The organism is Acinetobacter sp. ANC 5045 (assembly GCF_004331005.1).
Classification (GTDB): domain Bacteria; phylum Pseudomonadota; class Gammaproteobacteria; order Pseudomonadales; family Moraxellaceae; genus Acinetobacter; species Acinetobacter towneri.
The window spans coordinates 1-15,530 of the sequence record NZ_SJNS01000019.1; the positions used below are offsets into that span (position 1 = coordinate 1).

Consider the following 15,530-nt stretch of genomic DNA (forward strand, 5'->3'; position numbering starts at 1 on the left):
GCATGTATTTACTCAACCAGGCAATCCACAGCAAAATGCATATGTTGAGCGATTTAATCGTACAGTACGTTATGAGTGTCTAAATCAATATTTATTTCGAGATCTGAGCGAGGTGCAGGACTATACAACTGACTGGCAGTACTTTTATAATCATGAACGACCTCATATGTCAGTAAATGGTTGTCCACCTATTTTTAAACAATAACAAGGCTTTAGATTTTCTACCCATTAATTCAATTAAAAATGGGGGTATTACCATACAGAGCACATGGTATAAAGAACGCTTCTTTACAGCAACCTTAACCTAAAAATTTCAGCTTATTAAAAGCTTTAATAGGCAGACGTGATGTTTACCTAGGTAGTTTATTACGGGAAAAGAATCTACTTAAAAGGCGCAGTCCACTCATATAAGCTAATAAATAACCATATAGACCCAAAATCCACATTGAAATAGGATTTGAAATTACTACAAACTATTTCTTCAATGGTGAACAATCAGACTTATTATTGTTGGGGTTATTTCATTCGTACAAGTTTAAAAAAGCAAGTTAAGCTGCTGCATATGTAGATTTGGTTCCAGTACATCAGCTGTCTGGCAGTTCGGCTAACAAGCAAAAGTCACTTATCAAAAGCAGATGACAGTAAAATACGCTCAGTATTGTATATGTCAACCTTAACAGCGATTCAATAGAATCCACACATTGAAGCTTTATATCAATAATTATTAAGTCAGGATAAAAATTAAAGGTGTGCTTTAGGTGTTGCAATGCGCAAGCTTATACGTCTGTGTTATGGCGTTTTAAAACATCAGACTGCCTATCAAAAAGATTATTTATTGGTCTAATAATCTCAAAACCTGATTGGTTACCAAGACGGCATCTTGTTTTTTACGGTGTTTTCTAAATAACTGAAAATTATGCACATTACCTTGTGCAATGGCTGTTGATATAATCTGGCTAGTTTTATAGTGCATCGTCAGCTAGGCTTTAATCGTATGACGTTTTTTCTTGCCGCTATAGTAATTTTTCTGTTTTTTGGGACGTTCTATCGTCATTTCAGTGGCATCAATCACGATAACTTCCCAATCTACACCTTCACCTTTTCGTAACTTTTTAGGTAAATGAAATTTATCGGATTTAATTAAAAGGTTTTCAATCTTTTGAATAATGCGTGAAGCCCTTGATTCATGGATACCATAGGTCATCGCAACATGGAAAAGTGTGCGATATTCGTGCCAATAGCTTAAGGTCATCAACAGCTGATCTTCAAGCAAAAGTATTGAGGGTCTTCCTCGTCGACTATCACTTTGAGCGGCTCTCAATACTTAAAGCACTTCTGCAAAAGTTGAGGGTTGTATTCCGATAAGTCGTTTAAACTGCTGACTTAGCAGTGTTTTTACTTTTGAGTAGTTCATGCAACAACGATAACCGAATACGGCTTATTGATCGCTACAAAAAATAATCACTAGATTGGTCGTTTTTTGATTTATGCAAGAGATCTATTTTATAGTATAATCAAAAAATGCAATCATTCTTTATTTTTAATATGTTTGACAAAGTATTAAAACAAATTACCGTAATTTCTGTTGTTTTGGTTACTGGTTGTGGTGAAGAAAATTATAGAGTTGGAGTAACTGTTGGAGGTTCTGGCTCTGGGCAGAATACTGGAACTGGTTCGACTCCCCCATTACTATCAGATCCAACTTCCCCTTTGCCATCAACTGGGGATGAAAATGAAATGCAAGACAGGTTCGTTGTATGGACTCCTGTAAATAATATGCATTATTGTGCCCCTTTAGAAATTTCATTTCATCTTGTAAACAAGACAACTAACGAAATACTTCCTGATGGTTACGGAACTGATCTAAGTTATATAGAGCCGAATGATTTACATAATTTACATTTACAAGCACATATTAAGAATTTAAGCTCAGAAACTGTTTACCAGTATAATCATGACTGTAAATCCGGCTTTACTTTACAAGATCAAAACCTGATTCCGTTCAATGAAAATATTGAAGTATCTTGTACTCAGAATCAGAGTTTACAAATATATAAACCGTATGAAGAAAAAATATTTGATCTTAAATATAATTTGCCTTTTAAAGATCAAACATGGACTATCAGTTATAGAACTTTTTTCAGCATAAATCGCGTTGTAAATCGACCAGACTCTCAAACTTGCGAGGCTAGGGAAATTTCATTAAAAATTGAAGAAATGTGATGTAAAGTTTTTTAAAATATAATATAAAAACTTTTTAGATGGGCTATAAACGCACAATGGAAAGTAAATTTAATTTGAATGAATCTGATATAGATGCTTATTTAGTTGATAAAAATAAAGTCCTCTCATCAGAATCAAAATCTACATTAGAATATACACTAAAAGTTATGGGAGAACTTACTCATTGGTTAGTCAAATCAGGAATTGGCTATAGTGAGTTTTCTAATGCAATTCGTCCCCTCTTCTATAATGAGGCTATTAAAGAATTAGAACATCTAGGTCAAAAAAAAACTGACTCTTCGATTAGTTTACTTTCAGGTTTAAATAGACGGGATGTTAGTCAAATTAAGCAAGAGAATGGAGGTAAACATACTATAATCCCTCTGACTTATAGAAATACTATGCCAATCAGCGTGCCTGCTCGAGTCGTTGCATTATGGGTGCACCAAGATTTGCCGTATATATTACCCCTTACTGGTAATGAAAATAGTTTTGAAGGGTTAGTCAAACAAATTTCTAGAGACAAACATCCCCGATCTATTTTATTAGAGTTACAGAGGATTGGACTGGTAACAGAAGCAGGGGGAAAAGTAATTTTACATCAAAAAAGTTTTACACCTGCTCCTGAAGCTCATCAAGCAAAACAGATTCTGGCTGAAAATTTATCTGATCATATCGCTGCTGGCGTTCATAATTTGACTGAAAATCAAAACTATTTTTTAGAACAAGCGATTTTTGCAAATGAATTGACTGAAGAGTCTATTAACTATTTGAAAGAAAGGGTTGTTGAATTATGGGGAAAATTTTCCAAAAGTTTATTGGCCGAAGCAATAGAGCTTTGCCAAAAAGATGAAGGTCAAATTGATGCAAATCGTCGATTTAGAGTCGGAATTTTTGAGTATGATACAATGGATATAAATAAAAATTAATATCGTAGTCTTTTAATAAGACTTACGCATTATTATTTATAGATTCTCTGTGGTATTAGATGATTTTTATCAAGAATAAAGTCCTGAATGGGTTAGATCTGTATGCCTATTTAAGTTCTGTGCTCAAAAGGTTACCGACAAACCCGGTACGGTTCAGTTGTTGCGTACCATGTGGATGATACACAACTGAATATGCGTATCAGGGTAAATTGTATTGATTGCATCAGGAAAGCCCTTCAGTCCATCTACGCAGGCAATCAGAATATCCTTTAAACCACGATTTTTCAGTTCTGTAAGGACTGAGAGCCAAAATTTAGAACCTTCGTTTTCTGACATCCACATACCTAATAAGTCTTTCTGTCCGTCTGTATTGACACCTAATGCTAGATACACCGCTTTGTTAATAATCGTACTATCTTGACGCACTTTCACCACGATACAATCCATATAGACAATAGGATAAAGGGCATCCAATGGTCGATTTTGCCATTCTATTACTTGTTCTTTAACTACATCCGTCACTTTGGAAATAAGCGTTGGGGAGAGATGGCTCCGTAAATTTGAACAACACCTATAAGTGATATTTTGCTCCCCAAATGATGTTATAAACATCGATATATGGAGTATTTTATGGCACGTAGACCAAGAAGAAATCATTCAAATGACTTTAAAGCTAAGGTAGCACTTGCTGCAATTAAAGCAGAAAAAACACTTGCTGAATTGAGTGCTGAATTTGATGTTCATCAAAACCAAATTATCGACTGGAAAAATCAATTGATTTCGGCTTCCTCGCAAGCCTTCGATCAATCAAAAGCTCCAGCAGAACCACCCATTGATCTAAAAAAACTACATGCAAAAATCGGTGAGCAGGCATTAGAAATTGATTTTTTAGAAGGTGTGTTGAAGAAACTGGGCCGCTTCAACCACAAAAGTTAATCGACGACTCACTTCAGATTTCAGTATCTAAGCAAGCTAAGCTACTGAAAGTCTCCCGTGGTTGTTATTACTATCGCCCAAAACCTGTGAGTGCATCAGATCTGAAGCTGATGCGCTGTATTGATGAATTACATATGCAATACCCTTTTGCAGGTAGCCGTATGATGCGTGATTTATTGAACCGTCAAGGACATCATATAGGACGACGTCATACACGTACTTTAATGAAGAAAATGGGCATTAATGCGTTATATCGTAAACCAAATCTAAGTCAGGCCAATGAAGCTCACCGTAAATATCCATATCTACTCAAAGGATTGAATATTCAACGGAGTAATCAAGTGTGGGCAACGGATATAACATATATCCCTATGGCAAAAGGCTTCGTCTACTTATGTGCTGTGATTGATTGGCACAGCCGTAAGGTGCTTGCTCATAGCGTATCGATTAGTATGGAGGTTGCATTTTGTATAGAAACATTAAATGAAGCTATTGAAAAATATGGCCGACCTGAAGTCTTTAATACAGACCAAGGCAGTCAATTTACCAGTAATGCGTTTATTGAAGTGTTAAAATCAAATGACATCCAAATCAGCATGGACGGTAATCTTGCGCACATCGCTGCTCATAGGTCGATAATGTAATGATTGAACGATTATGGCGGAGCGTTAAATACGAGGAGGTTTATCTCAAAGCCTACAGCAATGTTTTTGATGCGAAAAAGCAATTAAATGCATATTTTGAATTTTATAATTTGAAACGACCTCATTCGAGTCTGGACAAAATGACTCCAGATCAGTTTTACTATGACCAGCTACCACAACAAAATAAGGTAGCTTAACTAGAGCAGAACATCACTTATAAATAAGCTTTTAGTTGTTCAAACAAGTGGGACTACCTCTCTTGATGGTCTTCACCCAATTCAAACTGATCATTTGCCGTTTGAGTATGGTCATTAACATTGATTTGTTGGTGTGCCTTATCATCAGACACACACAAGGTGGTTTGATGGTGGCCAAAATGAAAACTTTGTTGAGTCACGACTTGAGCTTTTTGTTCTTCATGGTCGCAAAAAGCTGCCGCCACGTTCCATAGACTTTGGAACATGAATAAAGCAACTAAGACGCTAATCCACGTGGTAGAACGCATAATGTCGTACTGAAATAAAGTGACGCTATTGTAAAGCCTAGACTAAGTCTAAGGTCAAGTCTTTTTAATGACTATGTTCGTGTTGGTGTGGATGGCATTCATCTTCTTCAATCTGTAAAGTCACTTGCGTAATCCCATGCTCATGCCCCAATAACTCTACAGCTTGGTGGTATAAAGCTCTTTGATTTACATCGGGTGCAATCAAATGCGCTGTTAAATGCACGTTTTTAGAACTAATAGCCCAAACTTTAAGCTGATGAATGCCTTGTACACCCTCTAAAGCCAGCAAGTCATTACGTAAAGATTCAATATCAATTTCACTTGGCACACCTTCGAGCAAAATATTGATACTTTGTTTCAGTAGCACCCAAGTTCGAGGTAAGACCCAAAAGCCAATCAACACAGCAATAATGGTATCTACCCACATCCAACCCGTGAAATAAATCACCAGTGCGCCAATGATCACACCCACAGAACCTAAGGCATCACTGAGCACCTCAAGATAAGCCCCTTTCACATTTAAGCTGTCTTGGCTGCTCGACACCAAAATTTTCATTGAAATCAGATTGATGATTAAACCCAAAGCCGCAACAATCAGCATGCCCAAGCTTTGAATTTCAGGTGGCTGACTAAAACGCTGATAAGCTTCATATAAAATGTAAATGGCTACCACAAACAACATCATGGCATTAAACAAAGCTGCCAAAATTTCAAACCGTTGATAGCCAAAAGTACGTTTATCATCGGCAGGCTTTTGCCCAATTTTGATAGCTGCTAAAGCAATGGCTAAAGCAGCGGCATCGGTAAACATATGCGCTGCATCGGACAGTAAGGCCAAACTTTGTGTGATAAATCCTGCAACCACTTCCACAATTAAAAAGGTAAACGTCAGGGCAAGTGCAATGGTTAATTTCTTGGCATTTTTTGCAGTCACTTCAACATGACTGTGATCATGGTTATGAGAACCACTCATGTAGGGCTCCTTATCATTTTATTTAACGGAATGCTTCAGCATTGAAATCGAAGCTTTTTTAATTTAAAAATTACTCGATTCAGCATACTCGGTTAAAACGATAAAATCATCTTTCATGTGAATACGTCTTTATTTGCGGCGTTTTTTACCTGTTAAAAAGTTCATCGCCTGCGTATAACATGTTGGTGTAATACGCTGTACCAGATCAATTATTTTGGCATCTGTTCGGCTTTGTTGCGCAAATATTTAATAACTATATGATTTAAAAGTTTTTATTATTTTTATCCAAAATTAAATTTATTTAAATCAGATGCTTACATATTTAAGCAACAAAGCCTCGGCTAACTAATTTTTTTTTAGCTTGGTTAGTTATTTTGTCAACTTAATATTTCACAAAAAATTCACTATTAAATACATACTCTTTACTTGGAAGTAAAATGCTGAAATTTATGACTGAAAAAAATGAGCTAATGCTTTCAAGTTAGATTAAATAAATTGTACCAAATATAAATTTATATAGGTGTATTCTTCAATGGCTATAGAGTTTGTTTCAAAATCAAAACTACCGACTGCATTTGGCGATTTTGAAATTATAGCATTTCAAGACCAAAGTACTGGTGAAGAACATATCGCTCTTGCCAAAGGCATGGGTACTATTTCTAATCAACCTGTACTCGTTAGAATTCATTCAGAGTGCTTAACAGGTGACGCTTTTGGATCACTCAAATGTGATTGTGGCCCCCAATTACATTCAACCATGAAAATGATTAATGATGCAGGTCAAGGTGTGATCTTATACTTGCGCCAAGAAGGTCGCGGCATAGGACTAACCAATAAAATTCGAGCTTACGCCCTTCAAGACCAAGGACATGATACTCTTGACGCCAATTTATTATTAAATTTACCAGCAGATGCTCGTAAATATGATATGTGTACCATTATGTTAGATTATTTAAAAATAAAGAATGTAAAACTCATTACAAATAATCCCCTTAAAATTAAATCTTTAACTGATTTAGGAATTAATGTTGTTGAACGTATTCCTTTAAAAGTTGGTTTAAATATCTTTAACAAAGCTTATCTTGAAACAAAGCAAAAACGCATGTCACATCTATATGATAATAGTGATTTTTAAAAGCGATCACTTTTTAGAAAATATCCACGTATAAAGCTCCATCTCCCTTTCGGGAGAAGGCCAAGATAAAATATTGTTTTATATTCAATTATGGTTTTAAAGAAGATTTATGAAAGGTGCCTGACTATTCTTTATTTTGTCTCAGTATCTGTGCAAAAACCGTCACTTTTTCTAAAGTCGCATTCATTCCCTTATTAAAAAAAGTATCGACAAGCGCTGAACCAATGATAATAAGATCTACTTTATTGGCTAGTGCTTTAACATGGTTTTCATTTTTGATTCCAAAACCAATTGCAACAGGAATATTAAAAATCGGCTTAATTTCAGTCATCTTTTTCTCAAGATTAGATAGATTGAAGTCTCCTCCTGTTAATCCATTTTCTGCAACATGATATAAAAACCCTGTCGCGCGCGCTGAAATTTGCTCTAACCTTTCAACTGGGGTCGTCGGCGCGGTCATTACAATTAAATGCATATTTTTTTCATTTAACTGCACTTCAAAGTTTTCTCGATATCCATATGGAGCATCTAAAATCAATATTCCATCTATAAGATTTTCTGTTTCGGCGATAAGTGTCTCGAAGCCATATTGCATCATCGGATTTAAATAAGTCATGAAAATTATTGGTGTCTGGTCATCATGTAGCCTGATTGCTTTTACCAACTCAATGGTCTGTTTTACCGTTTGACCTGCACCTAAAGCCCGAAGATGCGCTGCCTGAATGATCTCTCCATCTGCCACTGGATCAGAAAATGGAATACCCACTTCAATAATGTCAGCCCCTGCTTGACCCAATTGGCTTAACAGACGACAACTTTCTGTAAAATTAGGATCTCCAGCAGTAAAATAACAGACCAGACCGCTTCGATTTTCCAGTTTCAATTGCTCTAATTTTTGATCTAGACGGTTCATGCTGTAGCTCCTGCAAGATATTTTTTTACCGTGTTTAAGTCTTTGTCTCCTCTGCCACTTAAATTGACAATAATGATCTGTTCTGGTTGCATTTCTTGAGCAAGTTGAATCGCATATGCAATCGCATGGGAACTCTCAAGCGCAGGAATAATGCCCTCCTGTTGGCTTAAAAGCTGAAATGCATTTACGGCTTCTTGATCGGTTATAGCCGTGTATGTCACACGTCCTGTTTCAAACAGAATGCCATGCTCAGGACCAACACCAGGATAATCTAAGCCAGCTGATATAGAGTGTCCATCTAAAATCTGCCCATCTGAATCTTGTAATAAATAGGTTAAATTGCCATGCAGCACACCGACTTGACCTTTGCAAATAGAGGCGGCATGTTCATCGCTATTTATTCCTTTTCCACCTGCCTCAACGCCAAACATTTTGACATTCAGATCTTCTAGAAAGGGATACATCAACCCTAGTGCATTTGATCCCCCACCAACGCAAGCAACTAGAGCATCAGGCAGTTTATTTTCTTTGAGAAGTATTTGGTTTCTGGCTTCTAAACCAATAATTTTCTGAAATTCTCTGACCATGGTGGGATATGGATGAGGGCCTGCACCCGTACCCAATAGGTAATAGGTTGTATCCACATAACAAATCCAGTCACGTAATGCTTCGTTCATGGCATCTTTTAAAGTCCCACGACCTTTTTGAACACTTCTGACTTCAGCACCGAGTAATTTCATACGTTCAACATTCATTTGTTGGCGCTGAATATCTGTTTCTCCCATAAAAATGGTACATTTCATCTTAAACAGTGCGCAAACCGTTGCTGTTGCAACACCATGTTGTCCAGCACCCGTTTCTGCAATGATTCTGGTTTTCCCCATAAATTTGGCTAATAAGATTTGCCCTACACAATTATTGATCTTATGCGCACCCGTATGGTTTAAATCTTCTCGCTTGAAATATATTCGAGCGCCGCCTGCATAAGCTGTTAGGTTTTTTGCATAAAAAAGAGGACTCGGACGACCAACAAAGTCCGTTAAAATCTGCTGATATTCAGCCCAAAATTCAGGTTTGTGTCGAACAGTATTAAAGGCTTGCTCTAATTCTTGAAGTGCTGGCATTAAGCTCTCTGGCATGTAACATCCACCAAATTTACCAAAAAATCCCAAGTCATCAGGACCATTACCTGTATAAGGGGTTGTCATCTCATATCTCTTTTACTATCAAAACTTGTTCGATCTTAAAATATTTTCATTTTTCTGATAATTGATATATTTTGAGCTTATGGTGTTAGAAAATTTTACAACATGAAACGCAGAACATTACCTCCGCTTAATGCTTTAAAAGCTTTCGAAGCTGTGGCTAGAAATAAAAGTTTCAGCTTAGCTGCCGAAGAATTATGTGTAACCCATAGCGCGATTAGCCATCAAATAAAGCAGTTAGAAGAATGGTTGGATAAAAAATTGTTTATTCGGCATTCCTCTACCATTTCTCTGACAACGGATGCAGAAGAATTATCTAGAGTTTGTACGCAGCTTTTTAATCGTTTAGAACAATGCGTCTTTGAGTTAACAAATAAAACGTCAGAGGTAGAAGTGGTAATAGGCGCTTCTCATAGTTTTATGGCAAATTGGCTGATTCCTCGATTAGAAAAGCTCGAAGTCATTTATCCCAATATCAATATCAAATTAATGACATGTAATGACTTAAAATTGTTAGAAAAAGAGAAAGTTGACATATTTATCAATAGCGTCAGTGAGCATCATCTACTTCCCAACTTTTTGAATAAATATCTGTTATTTCCCGATAACATGGGTCCTATTTGTAATCGTGAAATAAATCTTCTTCATTCCGTAAATGATCTTTTAAACTATCCATTACTTCATACCCACTCAAATAAAAGTGCATGGCATACATGGTTCGATCAGTTTCAAATACGCTTTTCCCCAAAAGCGAATGAACGTTATTTTGATAGTCTGAATTTAATGATAGAAGCTGCCGTGTCTGGGTTAGGAATTGCCATAGCACCTCAAATTCTAGTAGAAAAAGAAATGTTAAATGGAAGGATCATTGCCCCTTTTGGTTTTATCTATTGTGACTATAATTTTTATGCAATGGTCAGAAAAAATAACGAAAATCGTGATGTTATGAATATCATTGATTGGTTAATGGCCGAGGAAAAAAGTTAAACATTTAATCTTTGATTTGAAAAATTCTATTCATTTTCTCATCTATAACGTCTATTTCACATTCTGTTCACGCTGTGCTGCCTAAGGTATAAACATACACTTCATACGGACACTGATGATGAGACTTGTAAAAACACTAATTGCTACAGCCTTATCCTTGCCGCTTCTGTTGTTAGCCGGATGTAAAAGTATTCCCAGTTATTCAGCCGATTACGCCCAATCCAGAAACGGTATTCAGGGGATAGCGCTGGATCAGGCTAAAGCTCAGGATATCGGCCTCCGCTTTACCTCAGCCTTTAATACCTTGGGCACACCGGAATTTGTGGAAAGAGCCGGATCGCTGTATGCCGACCAGCTGTTTATTAACGATACCCTATCGCAATTTTCATCTCGCCAAAATCTACTCGAGCACTTTCAAGGCATGAACAAACGGGTCAGCAAGGTCAGCGTCAAGCTTTTAAACGCTTCTTATCATCAGGACTCTGCCTATGTGCACTGGCATATGGCCTATGATTTTAAAATGTTCGGCACGACCCGCAGTATGGACTCTTACGGTATCAGTGAAATCAAGATCAACGAAAACAACATGATTATTTTCCAGCAGGATTTCTGGGACCCTGCGAATGGCCTGTACCGTTCCCTGCCTTATGTTGGAGGGGTCTACTCATGGCTACTGCCTTTCAAAAAATAGCGATTAGTACAGCGTTAGTGATGGGATGTAGCTTCTGTCCATGGGCACAGGCACAAAGCCTGAATCAATGCGGCAATGGTCCGCTAATGGTGGGTCAAAAACAGGTCGGTATGGCCAGTTATTTTGCTGAAAACTGTAGCCAGTCCTGGGAAAAACAAAATATACATATGGACTTTTCCTATACACAGAATATTCCGGAATGGGCATTTAAGCGTGCGGCCACACATTTACTGAAACGTAATGTTAAAGACGCAAAAATACTTGCTCTATTCAACCCAATCACCGATTTGTATCGTCCGGTCAGATCAGGCGACCTGTACCGTTTAAAATACAACCATGCTACACAGACCCTGAGCTTATCCTTGAACCAGCAAAGTTTAGGGCAGCTTAAACATCCTCTGGCACAACAATATTTTAATATATGGCTGGGTCCCCAGCCATTTAGTGCTAAATTAAAACAGCAATTATTAAATTAGTATCTGCCGCTATGTCGAAACATTTTATACTGATGGTTGAAGACCATTATGAACTGGCCTCTACCCTATGTGAGTTTCTGGAAGAACATGGCTTTGTGGTTGATCATGCCCGCAATCTGAGTGCTGCTAGACAATTACTGAAACAGCAACGCTACCATATCTTGCTACTAGACATTAATTTGCCTGATGGTTCTGGTTACGAATTGTGCGAGTGGTTACGCAATGAAGAGGGGTTGGACTTACCTGTCCTGATGCTTACCGCTCGGGATACCTTGGATGATAAACTCAAAGGCTTCAATTCCGGCACGGATGATTATCTGGTCAAGCCCTTTGACTTTAACGAGCTGGTAGTTCGGGTCAAGGCCCTGATCAAACGCTCCCTGGGTGAAGTATCTAGCAGTCGTCTGCAAATTCATGACCTAATTTTGGACCCGGCAACACAGCAGTTAACTCGAGCTGGGCAGAACATTGAATTGCCTCCGATTCAGTTTAAACTTTTGAAGCTATTGATGCGTCATTCTCCTAAAGTACTGACCAAACAGGAAATTATGATGCAGCTTTGGGGTGACGAAGAGCCAGAAAGTGATGCTCTGCGCAGTCATATCTATAATTTACGCAAAATGGTCGATAAACCCTTTGAACAAAAGCTAATTCACACCATATCTGGGATTGGTTTAAAGATTGCTTTCGAAGATGAAGCCTAATTTAGGTACACAACGACAATCAGTCCAGTGGTGATTGCTAAGTCAACATTCTGATGAGTGTCAAGATAATATTGCCTGTCAAACAGCTCCACACGCCAACCTAGCTGTTTGCATAGCTTTTGCACCAATTGCAATCCAATACCATGCCCTTTGATTTCCAATTGTAACTGCTGACCAGACAGTTCCTGAACTTTAGAATTGTTAGGTAAAGGCATGCCGACTCCATTGTCAGCAATCAGTACTTTATTTTTTTCCATAATCACATCAATTTCTGTGCCCTGTGAATAGTTCAGCGCATTGCGCAGAATATTGCCAAACACCATTTTGGTCATGGATGGATAAAGTTTACGCGGCTGTTCATCGAGGTCTTTTTGCAGGTCTATCTGCATGCCTTTGTTATGACTGACACTCTCCAGATCCTGCACCAGATTGTCCAGACATTCTGAAAGCATGGTCGGTTCAGCAGTTAAAGTGTTGGTGGTATTGCGGGCAATGGCCAGCAAGGTATCGACCAGCAGCTGCATGTCTTCAATGGTGTTATGCAGGCGGGTAAAGGACTTGTTGTCGCCATAGCGTGCCTGACACAGCTGCACATTGCCTTTTAAAATGGTCAGTGGCGTGCGTAGCTCATGGCTGACATCTCCGGTAAATTCACGCTCACGCTGAATAAATTCGCTTAATACCTGATGATATTTTTCCAGCGCCTGCTTGAGGTATTCAGCTTCCAGATTAGAGTCGGTGCGGATGTCCTGAAATGGCGAAGCCTGATTTTTCTGATGTTCCCAGTCGATATATTCCAGCGCATTGGCCAGACGGGTAATCGGGGAAAAATAGCGCCGGGCCCGACGGTTCCACCACCACAGCACACTATATAGCACAAACAGGCTGACCATCAGCGGTGCCAGACCAAACAGCCACACCAGCTTGTTGACGTTGCTTTCGCCAAACACCAGCAGCACATGCTGTCCGTCTTTTTCACCATACACGGTCATGCGCTCCTTGCCATCGACAAAATGCCGATTCACCCCTTGCTCAAGTGACATATTCTTAAATTGGGAGGGTGGCACGGTGTTCCAGCGGTAACCATACAGGTTTTTGGTATCGGGCAATTCTGCAGCAGGATTACGTTCTAATCGCTGCCAGTAGTGTGACATTTCCTGTTCTAGCGCCGTTCTGAGCAAAGAACCTTTAATCACCCAGGCACTGAAGCCAATCCCAATCACCACAGACAAGGCAATGAATCCGATTTGCAGCCAGTAATAGCGGTTAAACACCTCACCCAGAGGATGATCGTGTTTGTCCCTGAACAGCTTTAACATTGGCGCATTCCCCGCTACCCCATCCGATTCGCCATTCAATTATACGGTTTTCTTTTTAAACAGAAAGTGACCGATCACCCACTCGCGTCCATGCTCATAACCGAACAGCTCGGCACAGGCCATAAAGAAAATCCGCCAGCGTTGCCACCAGATTGCGGCATCCGCGCCATAAGTTTTTTCAAACAAGGGCTTTAGCTCGGCCTGTTTAGCATCCATATTTTCTAGCCAAGCATTTGCGGTACGTTCATACTGCGTACCCGCCCATTGCCAGTGCTGCTCTAATTGCAAATGCTGCTGAAAATGTAGAAAGGTCGACGCTGCCGGCATCAGTCCGCCACTAAAGAAATATCTCGACATCCAGTCGAATTCATTTTTCACTTCAAACGGATAATGCAGGAAACGGTGACAGAAAATATGGCACCAGAGCAGACCATCCGCTTTCAGCCAGCTGCTGATATTTTCAAACAGTTTCTGGTAGTTGCGCACATGTTCAAACATTTCCACCGAAACCACGCGGTCAAAGGACGCGGGTTCCAGTTGCAGCACATTGACGTCGCAGGTGATCACCGTCAGGTTCTGCAGTTTTTTCAGACGCGCCTGTTCCTGAATATACAGGCGCTGGGTCGAGGAATTCGACACCACCGTAATGTGAGCCTTGGGATAATGCTCGGCCATATACACACTCAACGATCCCCAGCCACAGCCAATTTCCAGAATATCCTGTCCATCTTTTAACTGTGCACGCTGGCAATAGCTGGCAAGTGCCGCTTCTTCCGCCTGATCCAGCGTGGTATGAGTATGTTCAAACAGGCTAGCGCTGTATTTCAGACGCTTGCCCAGCACCGCCTGGAAAAATGCGGTGGGCAGTTCATAGTGCTGTTCATTCGCCTTGTCAGTCTCGATGGCAATCTCGCTATTTTTCAGCATATGCAGCACATCCATATAGCGCCGAGCTGCCAGTGCCGGGTCAAAGCGTCCTTCTTGTGCCAGACGTTTTTTGCTTAGGCTGCGAATGCCCGCGCGAATCACAGAATCGGGCAGCTTGCCGCTTTCGACCAGTTTTAAAGATTGTTGAATCATAAAGTCCATGTATTTACCTACTATTTGGGTGGCCACGGAATAAACATTGAAGTTCGTCGTTGATAGTCTTTATAGTTGTCGCCGCGATGTGCCAGCGCCTGTTGTTCACTAAAGGGAATCCCGGTGATGTAGTACAGAAACAGCCACATCAGCAGCGGATAAATCCATAATTCATAGCATCCTGCTGCCAGACCGAGCACAGGATAAGCAAACCAATGCAGCCATTCAAAAAAATAATTCGGATGGCGCGAATATTTCCACAAACCCTGATCCATGGTTTTACCTTGATTCTGTGGATCTAGCTTAAAACGGTAAAGTTGCTGGTCGGCAGTGCTTTCGCCTATCAAAGCGGATAGCATGATCATGCCCGCCACAATCACAGTGACCAAAGTCCAGTCATTCCACTGCTGGGTCGGAAGACTCAACAGCTTCAGCATTGGGTAAGAAAACAGTAGAGCCAAACCTGCCTGAAATATAAAAAACACCAGAAAACCAAGATGCTGATAATCCCCCATCGCTCGGCGCATGTTGGCATAACGCGTGTCTTCTTGGGTTTCACTGGCATAGCGCCGTAACAGATGCCAAGTCAGCCGTGAAAACCAGATCCCACTCGCCAGTCCCAGAAATAAGCGAACCAACATCGGTGCACTGTCAATTGCCCAAGCGGCAATAATCACATTGAGGGCAATACTGAAACTCCAAGCGACATCGACCAGCCCTGCTCTGCGGTTATAGATCACCAGCAGCCAGCTACAGAGCATGATAAAGACATTCAGCATCAGTAAATTCAGCAGCATTTCGTCCCTCCTG

Annotated in this window: 15 protein-coding genes and 4 pseudogenes; 9 read left to right on the forward strand and 10 right to left on the reverse strand. The window is 39.7% G+C overall.

Annotation, left to right across the window (positions count from 1 at the left end):
* The coding region (locus E0H79_RS12530) for an integrase core domain-containing protein (protein ID WP_131261797.1) at window positions 1-205 on the forward strand (205 nt) is incomplete at its 5' end.
* 774 nt (window positions 206-979) lie between these two features.
* Here the strand turns inward: E0H79_RS12530 and E0H79_RS12540 are convergent.
* On the reverse strand, window positions 980-1,321 hold the full coding sequence (locus E0H79_RS12540; RefSeq protein WP_323052925.1) for a transposase family protein: 342 nt from the start codon (window positions 1,319-1,321) through the stop codon (window positions 980-982).
* A gap of 200 nt (window positions 1,322-1,521) precedes the next feature.
* On the opposite strand from E0H79_RS12540, the gene E0H79_RS12545 reads away from it, so the two are divergent.
* Together E0H79_RS12545 and E0H79_RS12550 are read left to right on the forward strand one after the other, a co-directional pair.
* Window positions 1,522-2,223 carry a hypothetical protein gene (locus tag E0H79_RS12545; RefSeq protein ID WP_131261799.1) on the forward strand — a complete coding sequence of 234 codons (702 nt, stop codon included), beginning with the start codon at window positions 1,522-1,524 and terminating at the stop codon, window positions 2,221-2,223.
* Between the two features lie 56 nt (window positions 2,224-2,279).
* Window positions 2,280-3,152: a DUF6502 family protein gene (locus tag E0H79_RS12550; protein WP_131261800.1), complete on the forward strand. Its 873-nt coding sequence runs from the start codon at window positions 2,280-2,282 to the stop codon at window positions 3,150-3,152.
* A 156-nt stretch (window positions 3,153-3,308) separates the two neighbouring features.
* On the opposite strand, the pseudogene E0H79_RS12555 reads toward E0H79_RS12550, so the two are convergent.
* Window positions 3,309-3,809 (reverse strand): annotated as a pseudogene (locus tag E0H79_RS12555) (IS256 family transposase); the annotation flags it as partial.
* On the opposite strand from E0H79_RS12555, the pseudogene E0H79_RS12560 reads away from it, so the two are divergent.
* Window positions 3,771-4,929 (forward strand): annotated as a pseudogene (locus E0H79_RS12560) (IS3 family transposase). The pseudogenes E0H79_RS12555 and E0H79_RS12560 sit on opposite strands and share 39 nt — an antisense overlap.
* 59 nt (window positions 4,930-4,988) lie before the next feature.
* Here E0H79_RS12560 and E0H79_RS12565 read toward each other — a convergent pair.
* From E0H79_RS12565 to E0H79_RS15590, 3 genes and pseudogenes are all read right to left on the reverse strand, one after another.
* Window positions 4,989-5,237 (reverse strand): annotated as a pseudogene (locus tag E0H79_RS12565) (cation transporter); the annotation flags it as partial.
* Between the two features lie 64 nt (window positions 5,238-5,301).
* Entirely contained in the window at window positions 5,302-6,210 is a 909-nt protein-coding gene (locus E0H79_RS12570) for a cation diffusion facilitator family transporter (RefSeq protein WP_131261801.1), read from the reverse strand.
* A 129-nt stretch (window positions 6,211-6,339) separates the two neighbouring features.
* A pseudogene (locus tag E0H79_RS15590) lies at window positions 6,340-6,435 on the reverse strand (short-chain dehydrogenase); the annotation flags it as partial.
* 307 nt (window positions 6,436-6,742) lie between these two features.
* On the opposite strand from E0H79_RS15590, the gene ribA reads away from it, so the two are divergent.
* Complete coding sequence (ribA, locus tag E0H79_RS12580; protein ID WP_004976959.1) at window positions 6,743-7,345, forward strand: GTP cyclohydrolase II; 603 nt, start codon at window positions 6,743-6,745, stop codon at window positions 7,343-7,345.
* 124 nt (window positions 7,346-7,469) lie between these two features.
* Here the strand turns inward: ribA and trpA are convergent, their stop codons facing one another.
* Window positions 7,470-8,258, reverse strand: coding sequence for a tryptophan synthase subunit alpha (trpA, locus tag E0H79_RS12585; RefSeq protein WP_131261802.1), 789 nt, complete (start codon window positions 8,256-8,258; stop codon window positions 7,470-7,472).
* Window positions 8,255-9,466, reverse strand: coding sequence for a tryptophan synthase subunit beta (trpB, locus tag E0H79_RS12590; RefSeq protein ID WP_131261803.1), 1,212 nt, complete (start codon window positions 9,464-9,466; stop codon window positions 8,255-8,257). Before trpB ends, trpA begins: the two co-directional genes overlap by 4 nt.
* A gap of 102 nt (window positions 9,467-9,568) precedes the next feature.
* Between trpB and E0H79_RS12595 the strand changes: the two genes are divergently transcribed.
* From E0H79_RS12595 to E0H79_RS12610, 4 genes are all read left to right on the forward strand, one after another.
* Complete coding sequence (locus E0H79_RS12595; protein ID WP_131261804.1) at window positions 9,569-10,450, forward strand: LysR family transcriptional regulator; 882 nt, start codon at window positions 9,569-9,571, stop codon at window positions 10,448-10,450.
* 118 nt (window positions 10,451-10,568) lie between these two features.
* Window positions 10,569-11,141 carry a nuclear transport factor 2 family protein gene (locus E0H79_RS12600; protein ID WP_171458231.1) on the forward strand — a complete coding sequence of 191 codons (573 nt, stop codon included), beginning with the start codon at window positions 10,569-10,571 and terminating at the stop codon, window positions 11,139-11,141.
* Complete coding sequence (locus tag E0H79_RS12605; protein WP_111885225.1) at window positions 11,117-11,617, forward strand: chalcone isomerase family protein; 501 nt, start codon at window positions 11,117-11,119, stop codon at window positions 11,615-11,617. Before E0H79_RS12600 ends, E0H79_RS12605 begins: the two co-directional genes overlap by 25 nt.
* 11 nt (window positions 11,618-11,628) lie before the next feature.
* Window positions 11,629-12,321: a response regulator transcription factor gene (locus E0H79_RS12610; RefSeq protein ID WP_005177281.1), complete on the forward strand. Its 693-nt coding sequence runs from the start codon at window positions 11,629-11,631 to the stop codon at window positions 12,319-12,321.
* Here the strand turns inward: E0H79_RS12610 and E0H79_RS12615 are convergent.
* The 3 genes from E0H79_RS12615 to E0H79_RS12625 are packed head-to-tail and all read right to left on the reverse strand — an operon-like array spanning window position 12,318 to window position 15,517.
* Entirely contained in the window at window positions 12,318-13,640 is a 1,323-nt protein-coding gene (locus E0H79_RS12615) for a sensor histidine kinase (protein ID WP_004976970.1), read from the reverse strand. The genes E0H79_RS12610 and E0H79_RS12615 overlap by 4 nt on opposite strands.
* A 39-nt stretch (window positions 13,641-13,679) precedes the next feature.
* Window positions 13,680-14,729 carry an SAM-dependent methyltransferase gene (locus tag E0H79_RS12620; protein ID WP_131261806.1) on the reverse strand — a complete coding sequence of 350 codons (1,050 nt, stop codon included), beginning with the start codon at window positions 14,727-14,729 and terminating at the stop codon, window positions 13,680-13,682.
* Window positions 14,730-14,740: 11 nt separating this feature from the next.
* The gene (locus tag E0H79_RS12625) at window positions 14,741-15,517 is read right to left on the reverse strand and encodes a DUF1295 domain-containing protein (protein WP_131261807.1); all 777 of its coding nucleotides are present in this window, start codon (window positions 15,515-15,517) and stop codon (window positions 14,741-14,743) included.
* Between the last annotated feature and the right edge of the window lie 13 nt (window positions 15,518-15,530).

Coding starts and splice junctions, on each gene's coding strand:
- E0H79_RS12545 (WP_131261799.1), top strand. CDS start 1,522: ATGCAATCATTCTTTATTTTTAATATGTTTGACAAAGTATTAAAACAA.
- E0H79_RS12550 (WP_131261800.1), top strand. CDS start 2,280: ATGGAAAGTAAATTTAATTTGAATGAATCTGATATAGATGCTTATTTA.
- E0H79_RS12570 (WP_131261801.1), bottom strand. CDS start 6,210: ATGAGTGGTTCTCATAACCATGATCACAGTCATGTTGAAGTGACTGCA.
- ribA (WP_004976959.1), top strand. CDS start 6,743: ATGGCTATAGAGTTTGTTTCAAAATCAAAACTACCGACTGCATTTGGC.
- trpA (WP_131261802.1), bottom strand. CDS start 8,258: ATGAACCGTCTAGATCAAAAATTAGAGCAATTGAAACTGGAAAATCGA.
- trpB (WP_131261803.1), bottom strand. CDS start 9,466: ATGACAACCCCTTATACAGGTAATGGTCCTGATGACTTGGGATTTTTT.
- E0H79_RS12595 (WP_131261804.1), top strand. CDS start 9,569: ATGAAACGCAGAACATTACCTCCGCTTAATGCTTTAAAAGCTTTCGAA.
- E0H79_RS12600 (WP_171458231.1), top strand. CDS start 10,569: ATGAGACTTGTAAAAACACTAATTGCTACAGCCTTATCCTTGCCGCTT.
- E0H79_RS12605 (WP_111885225.1), top strand. CDS start 11,117: ATGGCTACTGCCTTTCAAAAAATAGCGATTAGTACAGCGTTAGTGATG.
- E0H79_RS12610 (WP_005177281.1), top strand. CDS start 11,629: ATGTCGAAACATTTTATACTGATGGTTGAAGACCATTATGAACTGGCC.
- E0H79_RS12615 (WP_004976970.1), bottom strand. CDS start 13,640: ATGTTAAAGCTGTTCAGGGACAAACACGATCATCCTCTGGGTGAGGTG.
- E0H79_RS12620 (WP_131261806.1), bottom strand. CDS start 14,729: ATGGACTTTATGATTCAACAATCTTTAAAACTGGTCGAAAGCGGCAAG.
- E0H79_RS12625 (WP_131261807.1), bottom strand. CDS start 15,517: ATGCTGCTGAATTTACTGATGCTGAATGTCTTTATCATGCTCTGTAGC.